Annotated in this window: 11 protein-coding genes; 7 read left to right on the forward strand and 4 right to left on the reverse strand. The window is 51.4% G+C overall.

Going from position 1 to position 12,568, the window contains the following annotated elements:
• The first annotated feature begins 78 nt into the window (after positions 1 to 78).
• The 4 genes from C7120_RS07915 (at position 79) to C7120_RS07930 (ending at position 5,575) form a co-directional block, all read left to right on the forward strand.
• Complete coding sequence (locus C7120_RS07915; protein WP_107621083.1) at positions 79 to 1,374, forward strand: hypothetical protein; 1,296 nt, start codon at positions 79 to 81, stop codon at positions 1,372 to 1,374.
• Between the two features lie 50 nt (positions 1,375 to 1,424).
• Positions 1,425 to 2,048 carry an LPS export ABC transporter periplasmic protein LptC gene (gene lptC / locus C7120_RS07920; RefSeq protein ID WP_107621440.1) on the forward strand — a complete coding sequence of 208 codons (624 nt, stop codon included), beginning with the start codon at positions 1,425 to 1,427 and terminating at the stop codon, positions 2,046 to 2,048.
• 1 nt (position 2,049) lies between these two features.
• Positions 2,050 to 3,324, forward strand: a complete 1,275-nt coding sequence (locus C7120_RS07925) for a hemolysin family protein (RefSeq protein ID WP_233247045.1) — start codon at positions 2,050 to 2,052, stop codon at positions 3,322 to 3,324.
• A gap of 109 nt (positions 3,325 to 3,433) precedes the next feature.
• A complete protein-coding gene (locus C7120_RS07930) occupies positions 3,434 to 5,575 on the forward strand; it encodes a peptidylprolyl isomerase (protein ID WP_107621084.1) in 2,142 nt (713 codons plus the stop codon).
• A 312-nt stretch (positions 5,576 to 5,887) separates the two neighbouring features.
• Here the strand turns inward: C7120_RS07930 and C7120_RS07935 are convergent, their stop codons facing one another.
• The gene (locus C7120_RS07935; protein WP_107621085.1) at positions 5,888 to 6,706 is read right to left on the reverse strand and encodes a hypothetical protein; all 819 of its coding nucleotides are present in this window, start codon (positions 6,704 to 6,706) and stop codon (positions 5,888 to 5,890) included.
• Between the two features lie 105 nt (positions 6,707 to 6,811).
• Between C7120_RS07935 and C7120_RS07940 the strand changes: the two genes are divergently transcribed.
• Genes C7120_RS07940 through C7120_RS07950 form a run of 3 tightly spaced genes read left to right on the forward strand, consistent with a single transcriptional unit; the run spans position 6,812 to position 9,702 of the window.
• Positions 6,812 to 8,086 (forward strand): replication-associated recombination protein A, encoded by a 1,275-nt coding sequence (locus tag C7120_RS07940; protein ID WP_107621086.1) that lies wholly within the window; start codon positions 6,812 to 6,814, stop codon positions 8,084 to 8,086.
• A gap of 12 nt (positions 8,087 to 8,098) precedes the next feature.
• Positions 8,099 to 9,055 carry a D-2-hydroxyacid dehydrogenase gene (locus tag C7120_RS07945; protein ID WP_107621087.1) on the forward strand — a complete coding sequence of 319 codons (957 nt, stop codon included), beginning with the start codon at positions 8,099 to 8,101 and terminating at the stop codon, positions 9,053 to 9,055.
• A gap of 2 nt (positions 9,056 to 9,057) precedes the next feature.
• Complete coding sequence (locus C7120_RS07950) at positions 9,058 to 9,702, forward strand: trimeric intracellular cation channel family protein (protein ID WP_107621088.1); 645 nt, start codon at positions 9,058 to 9,060, stop codon at positions 9,700 to 9,702.
• Between the two features lie 76 nt (positions 9,703 to 9,778).
• Here C7120_RS07950 and glyA read toward each other — a convergent pair whose 3' ends face one another.
• The 3 genes from glyA to pyrB are packed head-to-tail and all read right to left on the reverse strand — an operon-like array spanning position 9,779 to position 12,503.
• The gene (glyA, locus tag C7120_RS07955) at positions 9,779 to 11,059 is read right to left on the reverse strand and encodes a serine hydroxymethyltransferase (protein ID WP_107621089.1); all 1,281 of its coding nucleotides are present in this window, start codon (positions 11,057 to 11,059) and stop codon (positions 9,779 to 9,781) included.
• 38 nt (positions 11,060 to 11,097) lie between these two features.
• Positions 11,098 to 11,553, reverse strand: a complete 456-nt coding sequence (locus C7120_RS07960) for an aspartate carbamoyltransferase regulatory subunit (protein ID WP_107621090.1) — start codon at positions 11,551 to 11,553, stop codon at positions 11,098 to 11,100.
• On the reverse strand, positions 11,550 to 12,503 hold the full coding sequence (gene pyrB / locus C7120_RS07965) for an aspartate carbamoyltransferase (RefSeq protein WP_107621091.1): 954 nt from the start codon (positions 12,501 to 12,503) through the stop codon (positions 11,550 to 11,552). Before pyrB ends, C7120_RS07960 begins: the two co-directional genes overlap by 4 nt.
• Positions 12,504 to 12,568 lie beyond the last annotated feature (65 nt).

Here is a 12,568-nt window from a genome sequence, read left to right on the forward strand (position 1 = left end):
ATAGCTTATATTTTGCAGTTATCGTTCTTTTATTTCGAATTTTTTCAATAATTTTGCAACCTGTATAATGGATAAAGTATGAAAAGGATATTTTTTTGTGCTGCATTGCTGGCAGTATCTTCTTTGAATGTGCTTGCTCAGAGCGGTACTAACTCGCCATATAGTCAGTTTGGACTGGGTGTCCTCTTTGATCAGGCAAGTGGTTTTAATCGTGGTATGAATGGATTAGGATTGGGTTTCCATGAGCATAACCAGATTAATTATTTGAATCCGGCATCATATTCTGCGATCGACTCTTTGTCGTTTATCTTTGATATTGGAATGTCGGGGCAGATAGCTAACTTTAAAGAAGCAGGTGTTAAAAAGAATGCCCATAATGCCGATTTGGAGTATCTTGTCGCGGGCTTCCGCGTTTTCAAGCATGTGGGAATGAGCTTTGGCCTCATTCCGCTTACCAATATCGGATATAATTATGCGAAGTCGCAGTTCGTAGGCGGTTCGCTCACGACGACTACCACCAACACTTATTCCGGTTCTGGTGGCATTCACGAAGCCTATTTAGGTATTGGATGGGAGCCTGTCAGAGGGTTGGCCATTGGTGGAAACATCGGTTATCTGTGGGGAGATTATGAGCGCTCCTTGGTAAACAGCTATAGTGATTCTTATGCAAATACGCTTTCTAAGTATTATACAGGTGATGTCCGCAGTTACAAACTTGACCTCGGCTTTCAGTATACGGCAAGACTCTCAAAGAAAAACTGGCTAACTCTCGGCGCCACCTATACTCTCGGGCACAAGTTGGGGGCCGACCCGCAATGTCAGGTGATATCGACTAATAAGGCTACGGCTGTTTCCGATACGGCCACTTATGTGGTTAAAAACGGGTTGGAAATGCCGACAATGATTAGTGCCGGTTTTATGTGGAACCACAACAATCAGTGGAAAATAGGGGCAGACTATTCCTTGCAGCAATGGGGCAAGATTGATTTCCCGGAATATAGTGTCGTGAACGAGAAGCCTCAATACACCTTGGCTCCCAATCTTTTAAAGGATCGGCATAAGTTTACCGTTGGCGGTGAATATGTGCCCCAGGAGAACAGCCGTAATTTTTTCAAACGCATTCATTATCGCGCCGGCATCTCTTATGCCACACCTTATATAAAGGTGAACGGCCAGGATGGCCCTAAGGAAATGGGCGTGAGTGCGGGATTCGGCATTCCTATCGTCAATGGATATAACACCCGCTCGATTTTGAACATCGGTGCACAGTATGTTCGTTCAGAAGCAACAGGCCTGATAAGGGAGAACACTTTCCGCATCAATGTGGGCATCACCTTCAATGAGCGCTGGTTTGCAAAGTGGAAAGTAGAATAAACCCTAAGACATTTTCTGCGGAATTGAAAAAGACAGCCCTCTCACTCATCGTGGTTACGCTCCTGTTTGCCTCTTGTCAGAAGCAGAAAGAGCATACGGCGTCAGCCATCAACCCCCAGGATTCGGTGGCTGTGATGACGAGTTACGGGGTGAACACCTTGATTTCTGATTCCGGTGTTATTAAATATCGGATAGTTACGGAGCGGTGGGAGGTCAATCAGAATCGTCAGCCCTCTCGCTGGATATTCGACAAAGGTTTGTTTCTGGAGCAGTTCGACCAGAAATTCCATGTACAGTCTTACATACAGGCCGACACGGCATACTATTATGACCAGCAGCGCCTTTGGGAGTTGAGGGGGCGGGTTCGTATCCTTACGAAGGACGGACTCCGGTTCTCAAGCGAGCAGCTGTATTGGGATGAGATGAAGCACGAGCTTTACTCCCATGTCTTTTCCCATCTGGTAACGCCAGAGCGGCAGTTGCAAGGCAGCTATTTCCGTAGCGACGAGAAGATGACAAGATATTATGTCTCTAACAGTAAGGGCTCATTTGAGCGTGGGGATATGCAGGGCGATAACGACACTTTGCAGTCTGCGCCCGATTCCGCCAAGCTCAAGTTGCGTCCGCAAGCTTCTCCTCAGCCGCGTAATACCTCAATTCCTATCATGCATTGACATGGGTTCTGTAGATATCTCTCTTGTTATAGGCATTCTCGTTACAATGCTGTTCTCCGCCTTCTTCTCGGGGATGGAGATTGCTTTCGTATCTAGCAATCGCATGCTTGCGGAGATGGACAAGGAGAAAAACGGTCTCATCCGGAAGATACTGGCCGTATTCTATGATCATCCCAATGGCTTTGTGAGCACGATGCTCGTGGGCAACAACATCGTGCTTGTGGTCTATGGCATCCTTTTTGCCAAGATTTTCGACACGACTCTATTTGCCGGACTTGACGCGGGGACGAGAGTTTTGTTTGATACCGTCTGCTCTACGCTCGTGATTCTCTTTACGGGAGAATTCCTTCCGAAGACCTTATTCAAGAGCAACCCTAATTCACTGCTCGATTTCTTCTCGCCAATCGCATATTTTTTCTATATCGTTTTATGGCCAATCAGTAAATTTGCTACTTTCCTGGCCAAGTGGCTGTTGAGGCTCTTCGGCATCAAGATGGATGCGGAGAGCGACGACGAAGGCTTCTCCAAGGTAGACTTGGATTATCTGGTGCAGTCCAGCATCGACAATGCCAGGAACGACGACGATATAGAAGACGAGGTGAAAATCTTCCAGAATGCCCTCGACTTTCCCGACTTGAAGGTCAGAGACTGTATGATACCCCGCACGGAAATCATAGCCGTAGACATGAACGAATGTGGGCTTGACGAGTTGAAGCAGAAGTTCATAGAGAGCGGACATTCAAAAATCGTGGTCTATGAAGACGACATCGACCATATTGTGGGCTATATCCATTCGTCGGAGATGTTCCATAATGCCGGTAATTGGAAAGAGGGCATCCGCACGATGCCTTTCGTTCCCGAGACAATGGCCGCCCAGAAGTTGATGAAGACATTCCTTCAGCAGAAGAAATCCCTTGGTGTCGTCGTCGACGAGTTCGGCGGCACCAGTGGTCTTGTTGCCTTGGAGGATATCGTGGAGGAGATCTTCGGCGACATTGAGGATGAGCACGACAATTCCAACTACATAGCAAAGAAGCTGGACAGGGAGGGCGAGTACATCCTCTCGGCCCGTCTGGAGATAGACAAGGTGAACGAGATGTTCGACATCGACCTTCCCGAGAGCGATGACTATATGACGATAGGAGGCCTCATTCTGCATTACTACGAAAGTTTCCCGAAACTGAACGAGGTGGTGCATATTGGCCGTTTTGATTTCAAGATACTCAAGAATACAATGACCAAAATAGAGTTGGTAAAGCTAAAAGTGAATGGCTGATATCAAATTTTTGCCGAAAAATTCGCTTGTTTACTATCTTTTTGGTATCTTTGTGGGCATTTCAAAATGTAATATAGGTAAATAATAATTAAAAATAAAATAGATAATAATGGCAGCATTAGGAAAGATTAGAAAAAGAGGCGTGATTCTTGCCAGCATCATTGGTTTCGGCCTCTTTGCCTTCATTGCTGAAGAGTTGTTCCGTTCTTGCGACGCGACGAAGAATGAACAACGCCAGCAGGTAGGCCGGGTGTTAGGCGAGAAAATCAATGTGCAGGAATTCCAGGCACTCATGGAAGAGTATCAGGAAGTGATCAAGATGCAACAAGGTGCCGGCAACCTGAACGACGAGCAGATGAATCAGGTGAAAGACATGGTCTGGAACACCTATGTGCAGACCAAATTGGTGGAGAACGAGGCTGAGAAGCTTGGCCTGACCGTAACCGACGAGGAGATGCAGAACATCATGCGGATGGGCATCGACCCCATGCTCCAGCAGACTCCGTTCGTAAACAGGCAGACGGGACGCTTCGATGTAAACGCCCTTCAGAAGTTCCTTGCGGACTACAAGGCACAGCAGGCTGCACCCACACAGGTAGCTGAACAGTATAATACGCTCTATAAGTATTGGACTTTCATAGAGAAGACCCTCCGTCAGCAGACCCTTGCGCAGAAATATCAGAGTCTGTTGGCTCACTGTCTGCTTTCAAATCCCGTGGAAGCCAAGGCCTCCTTCGAGGAAGAGAACCAAGAGGCACAGATTCAGCTTGCCTCCCTTGCTTATTCGAGCATCGATGACAGCAAGGTGAAAATAGAGAGTTCCGACTTGAAAAACAAGTATGCCGAGATGAAGGCACGCTTCCAGCAGTATGTGGAGAGCCGTGATGTGAAGTATGTAGACATAGAGGTAACTCCCTCGCAGGCCGACCGCGCCGCCCTCAACAAGCAGTTTGCCGAATACCATACGCAGCTTGCCGCAGCGGCCGATCCTACAGATGTGGTTCGTAAGAGCGCTTCCCTGGTTCAATACCTGGGCATTCCCCAGACCCGGGAGGCTTTCCCGATGGACATTGCAGCCAAGCTCGACTCTATGGCAGTAGGCCAGGTTTCCGCTCCGACAGAGAATGAGCGGGACAACACGATGAACCTAATCAAGCTCGTTGCCAAGCAGCAGATGCCCGATTCCATCCAGTATCGCCAGATTCAGGTGGGAGGTGAGACCGCCGAGGCTGCCCACAAGACCGCAGACTCCATCTATACAGCCCTTGCGGGCGGTGCCGATTTCGAGGCTTTGGCCAAGAAATACGGGCAGACAGGAGCCAAGACCTGGATTACATCAGCCCAGTATCAGGGCGCTCCTTCTCTGGATGCAGACACCAAGAACTATCTCTCTGCCCTTACCACGGCAGGCGTGAACGAGACCAAGAACATTGTCCTGACCCAGGGCAACATCATTTTCCAAGTGCTCGACCGCAAGGCAATGGTTACAAAATACACCGCGGCCGTCATCAAGAAAGACATAGAATTCTCAAAGGACACATATAGTGCCGCTTACAACAAGTTCAGCTCCTTCGTGAGTGCCAACCAGACAGCGGAGTCGATAGAAAAGAATGCTGCCAAGGCTGGCTATATGGTGCGGGAGGCCAACGATGTTACCACGGCGCAGCATTACCTTGCGAACATCCACGCTACCCGTGATGTGTTGAAGTGGCTGTTTGAAGCCGGCGAGGGCGAAGTGTCTCAGATGTATGAGTGCGGCGACAACAACCATCTGCTCGTGGCCATCTGTTCGCGGATTCATCCTGCCGGCTATCGCACTTTGGCTGATGCCCAGGTTCGCGAGATGGTAAGGGCGGAAGTGCTGAAAGACAAGAAAGCCGATCAGTTGGCTGCCAAATTGGACGGCGTAAGCTCCGTTGCGGCTGCCAAGGCAAAGGGCGCCAAGGTGTCGACCGTTAACCAGATTACCTTCTCTGCCCCTGTATTCGTGATGGAGACGGGTGCCAGCGAGCCAGCTTTGAGCGGCGCCGTTGCGGCTACTGCCAAGGGTAAGTTCTCCAAGAATCCCGTCAAGGGAAATGCCGGAGTCTATGTCTTCCAGGTTACGGGCAGGACACAGCGTCCGGGCAAGTTGGATGTCAAGGCTCAGGAAGCCAAGCTCCGCCAGAAGGCCATGCAATATGCGGGCAACTTCATGAACGAGCTTTACCAGAATGCCAAGGTCGTAGACAACAGATACCTCTTCTTCTAATCAGAGGCACGCGATATATCAGAGAGTCCCAATGTCCGTTTCGGATGTTGGGACTCTTTTTTGCCTCGGGCGCCGGAGGTGGTTCCGGGCGTTACGAATTCGCCGATTTCGTCGGACGATCTCGCCGATTTTGTCGTACGATTTCGCCGATTTTGTCATCTTGCCGATAGCTTCCCATCCTCCGGTTCCCTGCGGTGGGTGGGACGACAGGGCGTCGTCTCTCGTGATATGACATGAAAAAGAGTTGCCTCCGGGGGCAACTCTTATGATGTGGGATGGTTTTTCTTGTTTCCCGACGCGGCCTCCGGCAGGCTAATACACGCCGTCGTCCTCACTGATATCTTCCGCCTCGAGGCTCAGATCGTCGGGGTCGGCGTCGAAGGTCGTGCGATAGCTTTCCTCCGTGAACTTGTCCTCGTCGAAGGCATCCTCGTCGTCCTCGTCCAAAATCTCTCTCTCTTCGATGTCTTCCTCTTCTCCCTCTTCAAGGTCGCTGCTGCCGCTCTTGCGTCGCTTTTCCTCCTCCAGTTCCGATTCCGGCCTGAAGCGCAGCTTCTCTATCTCGGGCTTTGCCTTGGCGAAGATGGCCTCCACCCATGTTCCCTTGGGGATTTCCAAGACCTCAAAGCCGTCGGCGACTTTCTTTTCATACATTCCTCCCACTTTGTGCAGGCGCTCCTGGGGCAAGGTAGTGGTGCTGATGTCGAAGCCTTTCTCAATGATGTCCTTGATGTTCTGCGGCAGCGATTCCCATCCGCTGCCGAAGTTTCGGTCGAGCACCTCTATCAGCTTGGCTGCCGAGATGTGGTGGATGTTTTCGTAGGTAAGGTCGGTAACGCGCGTGATGGGGCGCTTCTTGATGGCCCATTTCACCTTTGTGCTGTCATCCATGCGTACATTCCCAATCTTGAATCCCCGCTCCTCATATTTCTTCAGCACTCCGGGCTTGTCGATTTTGATTTCTTCTATCTCAAAAGCGCTGCGTATGATATCGGTATAGCGGCGGATATTATCCCTGAAGTCGGCCTCCTTGTCTCCGGCTTCCCATAGGCGGAAGATGTCGTTTTCCTGAAGATCCCAGACATTGCTCTTGTTTAGTGTCTTAATTGTTATAGCCTTTTTATCTTTCATCAATGATTCAATTTTGCTGCAAATGTAAGTACTTAATTCTTAATTCGCAAACTTTTAATGGAAAAAAATCACCCGTTTCTTATCTTTTTCGTAACTTTGCGGGTAATGAGTGAGCCATTAGCCGAGCGAATGAGACCCCGCACGCTGGATGACTATGTGGGTCAGAAGCATCTGGTAGGTAAGGATGCGGTGCTGCGCAAGATGATAGACGCAGGCCGTATAGCTTCGTTTATCCTCTGGGGACCACCCGGAGTGGGGAAGACCACATTGGCCCAGATCATAGCAAACAAGCTCGAAACGCCGTTCTATACGCTGTCTGCCGTAACCAGCGGAGTGAAGGATGTGCGCGATGTCATTGAGCGGGCGAAGAATGGCAAGTTCTTCAATCGTGTTTCGCCGATTCTCTTCATCGATGAGATCCATCGTTTCTCGAAGTCGCAGCAGGACTCTCTGCTGGGCGCCGTAGAGCGTGGCGTCGTAACCCTTATCGGCGCTACCACGGAGAATCCCTCGTTTGAGGTCATCCGGCCGTTGCTTTCCCGCTGCCAGCTCTATGTCTTGAAGCCGCTGGAGAAAGACGACCTGCTCCAGTTGTTGGAGCGAGCCATCACCCAAGATGGTGAGCTGAAACGAAAGCGCGTCGTGCTGGAGGAAACCGGAGCCATGCTTCGCTATAGCGGGGGCGATGCCCGCAAGTTGCTCAATATTCTGGAACTGGTGGTGGATGCTGCCGACAGCGACGAGGTGGTAATTACCGACGGACTGGTGGAGAGGCAGCTCCAGCAGAATCCGTTGGCCTACGACAAGGACGGCGAGATGCACTATGACATCATTTCGGCCTTCATCAAGTCTATCCGGGGAAGCGACCCCGATGCCGCTCTCTATTGGATGGCACGCATGATAGAGGGGGGAGAAGACCCGCAGTTTATTGCCCGCCGACTGGTGATAAGCGCCGCGGAGGATATCGGCTTGGCCAACCCGAACGCCCTGCTGATGGCCAATGCCGCCTTCGACGCCGTGATGAAGATAGGCTGGCCGGAAGGGCGCATTCCCCTTGCGGAGGCCGCGGTTTATCTGGCCTCCAGCCCCAAAAGCAACTCGGCCTATATGGGAATAGCCTCCGCGACCGATTTGGTGCGGAAGACGGGCAACCTACCCGTGCCCCTGCACCTGCGCAACGCTCCCACCAAGCTGATGGAGCAACTGGGATACCATGACGGATATAAGTATGTGCACGACTTCCCGGAGAACTTCACGGAACAGCAATACCTGCCGGAAGCCCTTAAGGGTGAGCGTCTCTGGCATGCCCAGCACTCGCCTTCTGAAGAGAAACTCTATCAGCAGATGTTGCGCTGTTGGAAAGACAGATATAAAGATTAAGGAGAAAAGAAAATGAAGATTGTAGTTTTAGATGGTTATTCAGTCAATCCCGGTGATCTTTCGTGGGATGGCTTGAAGGAGATGGGCGAAGTTGTGGTCTATCCCCGTACCGCGACTGATGAGATATTGGAGAGAGCCAAGGAATCAGATGTTGTCCTGACAAATAAGGTCCCGTTCCATGCGGATATGCTTTCAAAGTTGCCGAAGTTAAAAATGATAGGAGTCCTGGCTACGGGATTCAACATCATTGATACCGAGGCGGCAAGGGAGCGGGGCATCACGGTCTGCAACATTCCTGCCTACAGCACCGACAGCGTGGCCCAAATGGTGTTTGCCCACATATTGAATATAACGAACAAGGTGGACAGCTTCGCCCGTCAGAACCGTGAGGGGCGGTGGAGCCGGAATCCTGACTTCTGCTACTGGGATGCTCCCATCCATGAGTTGGCCGGCAAGACCATCGGCATCGTGGGGCTTGGGAACATCGGATGCAAGGTCGCGCGGATTGCCCGCGACTTCGGAATGGATGTCTTCGCGTATACCAGCAGGAACTCTGCCGACCTCCCGGAGGGGATACAAAAGACCACGATGGAAGGTCTCCTGGGCGTGAGCGATATTCTCACCTTGCATTGTCCGTTGACTTCGGAAACCCGTGAACTGATCAATAAAGACAGCCTCCATCGGATGAAGCACGGGGCTATTCTGATTAATACTGGCCGTGGCCCGCTGGTCAATGAGCAGGATGTGGCCGACGCCTTGGCATCTGGTCAGTTGGGGGCGTATGGCGCAGATGTGATGTGCTCGGAGCCTCCCGCTGCCGACAATCCTTTGCTTTCGCAGCCTCATGCGTATCTTACTCCCCATGTGGCATGGGCTACCCGTGAGGCCCGAGCTCGCCTGATGAGGATAGCGGTGGCAAATGTGAGGGCTTTCGAAGAGGGAAATCCTCAGAATGTAGTCAACGGATAGCCATGACTCTGTACGCCGATTTAGAGTTTGTCCGCACGGTTCAGCAAGTCTTGGAGTTTGTCGGTACATTTGCTTTTGCCATTTCGGGCATCCGTCATGCTGCCGGCCAGAAGTTCGATTGGTTCGGAGGCTTTGTCTGTGGAGTTGCCGTAGCCATCGGCGGAGGTACCATCCGCGATGTGATGTTGGGTGTTACGCCGTTCTGGATGACCTCTCCCGCCTATCTCATCTGTACCGCCTTGGCCCAGGTGTTTGTGGTTGCCTTTAAGAAGTATCTTCGTCCTTTGGACAACGCATGGTTTGTGTTTGATACTCTCGGATTGGCGCTTTTCACCATAGCAGGCATCCAGAAGACACTGGCCTTGGGCCATCCTTTCTGGGTTGCGGTCATCATGGGCTGTATAACAGGAGCTGCGGGCGGGGTCATCCGTGATATCCTGCTGAACAAGCAGCCTGTCATTTTCCAGAAAGAGATTTATGCGAGCGCAAGCATCGGGGGTGGATTGCTTTATTGGGGCATGATAGAGTTTGGAGTGAATGTCGGCATTACGGCACTGGCGACATTCTTGTTTATCTGCCTGATCCGTTTTCTTGCGGTGCGTTATCACATTTCCCTGCCGGTCTTGACCAGTGAGGACAATGGTTGAAGGGTATATCCACATTCAAGGGGGCAGGCTTCTCGATTGAGAACCTGCCCCCTTGAGCGTGGTCTGCCGTTGGAGTTTAGTATGCGAACAGAGGATAATCCTTCATGGTCGCGTTCACTTTCTCGCGGACTCTTGCCGTAACCTGTTCGTTCTCCGGCGCCTCCAGCACCTCGTCGATGAGGTCGGCGATCAACAGCATCATGTCTTCTTTGGCTCCGCGGGTGGTCATCGCGGCCGTTCCAAGGCGGATGCCGGAGGTCTGGAATGCGGAACGCTCATCGTAGGGAACCTTATTCTTGTTGACTGTGATGTCTGCCGCGACAAGGGCATTTTCAGCCACCTTACCTGTCAGCTCCGGATATTTAGGACGCAGGTCGAGCAGCATGGAGTGGTTGTCTGTACCGCCGCTTACGATGGCAAATCCCTTATCGGTCAAGGCCTGGGCCAGAACGGCGGCGTTTTTCTTAACCTGCGTGGCATATTCCGTCCATGAAGGTAGCAGATTCTCGCCGAACCCGACAGCCTTGGCGGCGATGACATGTTCTAACGGGCCGCCTTGTATGCCAGGGAAAACGGCACTGTTGATGAGCGAACTCATCATCCTTACCTCGCCTTTCTTGGTCGTCTTGCCCCACGGGTTGGGGAAGTCCTTGCCCATCATGATGACTCCTCCGCGTGGTCCACGCAGTGTCTTGTGGGTCGTAGTGGTAACAATGTCGGCATATTTAACGGGGTTGTCGAGCAGGCCGGCAGCTATCAGTCCGGCGGGATGCGCCATGTCGATCATCAGCAAGGCGCCTACCTCGTCGGCGATCTTACGCATGCGGGCATAGTCCCACTCCCGGCTATAGGCGCTTCCGCCACCGATAATCAACTTTGGCTTGTTCTCCAAGGCCAGTCGCTCCATCTCGTCATAGTCCACGCGGCCGCTCTCCCTGTCGAGGGTGTAGCCGATGTGGTGGTAGAGAATGCCCGATGTGTTGACCGAACTGCCATGCGAAAGATGCCCGCCCTGGTCGAGGTCGAGTCCCATAAAGGTGTCGCCGGGCTTCAGGACAGCGAGAAGAACGGCCTGGTTAGCCTGTGCCCCGGAGTGCGGTTGTACATTCGCGAAGTCCGCGCCGAAGACTTTCTTTACTCGTTCGATGGCCAGATTCTCCACCTCGTCTACCACTTGGCAGCCGCCATAGTAGCGGTGAGCCGGAAGCCCTTCGGCATATTTGTTGGTAAGATAGCTTCCCATTGCCTGCATGACCTCGTCGCTGACGAAGTTCTCTGAGGCGATAAGTTCCATTCCTCTTAGCTGGCGTTGATGTTCTCTTTCGATTAAATCGAAAATCTCATTGTCTTTTCTCATAATATTATAGGGTGTTTTAAGTATGTGATTCTTGTTCTTCAGCAGAGTTTTACTTTGCTGATGTCCTGTTCCTTGTCGCAATAACGGCACTTGATGATGCCGTGTTCCTTGTCGACGACATTGAATACGGTCTCCATAGGCTCATTGTTCGTGACGCAGACAGGGTTGTTGCATTTCACGATTCCCCTGATTTCGTTGGGCGTTTCCACCATTTTCTTCTCTGAAACCTCATAGTCGTGGATAATGTTGAGCACTGCCTTGGGGGCGACAACCGACAATTGTGAGATCTCTGCGTCGGTAAAGAACCTGTCGGAGACCTTGATGATTCCCTTCTTTCCGATTTTCTTGGACTCAAAATAGTTGCCGATGGTAACCGGGGTGGTGAGTTTTTCCAGGCCAAGAACTGACACCACCTGATAGGTTTTCTCGGCAGGAATATGATCGATAACGGTGCCATTCTCAATGGCAGCTACCAGTCGTTCTTTCTTATTCATGGTTCGATGACGGTTTTATCGTTCTTAATCTCGTCCAATGTGATGCCGAGGCAATAGCAGAAGATGGCCTCGCGGGCGTAGAGCCCGTTCTTGGCTTGCTGGATGTAGTAGGCATGCGGATTCTCGTCCACATCATATGCGATCTCGTTCACTCGCGGAAGCGGGTGCAGGATTTTCATGTTTGGCTTGGCCAGGCCGAGCATTTCGTTCTTCAGGATATACACATTCTTCACACGCTCGTATTCCATGAGGTCGGAGAAGCGTTCTTTTTGCACGCGCGTCATATAGAGAATGTCGGCATCGGCGATGACTTTGTCGTTGAATGCAGTATGCTCCTGATACCGGATTCCGTGCTCTTTGCAGTAGAGCTTATACTCCTGGGGCATGGCAAGTTCCTTTGGCGCAATGAAGTGGAAGGTGGGATTGAAGTGCTGCATGGCCATGATGAGCGAGTGAACCGTACGCCCATACTTCAAGTCTCCTACCAGATAGATGTTCAGATTGTCGAGTGTCCCTTGAGTTTTATAGATGGAATAGAGGTCGAGCAGACATTGTGAGGGGTGCATGTGGGCCCCGTCGCCGGCATTGATGATGGGCACGGGAGCCACTTCGCTGGCATATTGGGCCGCCCCCTCTATGTAGTGCCGCATGACGATGATGTCGGCATAGTTGCTCACCATGAGCAGGGTGTCCTTCAGGGTCTCTCCTTTGGTGGTGCTGGAGGTCTTGGCGTCCGAGAAGCCGATGACCCTTGCGCCAAGCCGATTTGCCGCCGTCTGGAAGCTGAGCTGCGTGCGGGTGGAAGGTTCAAAGAAAAGTGTGGCCACGACTTGCCCCTTCAGTAGTTCCCGATTGGAATGTTTCTCGAATTCCTGCGCCATTTCGAGCAGATAGAGCAGCTTCTTCTTCGAAAGATCGGCAATTGTTACAAAGTCATGTTTTTCCGTCATGTCGCGAGTCGATAGTTCTGATTCGACCGCTAAGTTACATATAATTTTTAATTTAATGATGTTAT

It is taken from the genome of Prevotella sp. oral taxon 376 (genome assembly GCF_003043945.1).
GTDB lineage: Bacteria > Bacteroidota > Bacteroidia > Bacteroidales > Bacteroidaceae > Prevotella.

Coding starts and splice junctions, on each gene's coding strand:
- pyrB (WP_107621091.1), bottom strand. CDS start 12,503: ATGACGGAAAAACATGACTTTGTAACAATTGCCGATCTTTCGAAGAAG.
- C7120_RS07925 (WP_233247045.1), top strand. CDS start 2,050: ATGGGTTCTGTAGATATCTCTCTTGTTATAGGCATTCTCGTTACAATG.
- C7120_RS07915 (WP_107621083.1), top strand. CDS start 79: ATGAAAAGGATATTTTTTTGTGCTGCATTGCTGGCAGTATCTTCTTTG.
- C7120_RS07930 (WP_107621084.1), top strand. CDS start 3,434: ATGGCAGCATTAGGAAAGATTAGAAAAAGAGGCGTGATTCTTGCCAGC.
- C7120_RS07960 (WP_107621090.1), bottom strand. CDS start 11,553: ATGAATAAGAAAGAACGACTGGTAGCTGCCATTGAGAATGGCACCGTT.
- glyA (WP_107621089.1), bottom strand. CDS start 11,059: ATGAGAAAAGACAATGAGATTTTCGATTTAATCGAAAGAGAACATCAA.
- C7120_RS07950 (WP_107621088.1), top strand. CDS start 9,058: ATGACTCTGTACGCCGATTTAGAGTTTGTCCGCACGGTTCAGCAAGTC.
- C7120_RS07945 (WP_107621087.1), top strand. CDS start 8,099: ATGAAGATTGTAGTTTTAGATGGTTATTCAGTCAATCCCGGTGATCTT.
- C7120_RS07935 (WP_107621085.1), bottom strand. CDS start 6,706: ATGAAAGATAAAAAGGCTATAACAATTAAGACACTAAACAAGAGCAAT.
- C7120_RS07940 (WP_107621086.1), top strand. CDS start 6,812: ATGAGTGAGCCATTAGCCGAGCGAATGAGACCCCGCACGCTGGATGAC.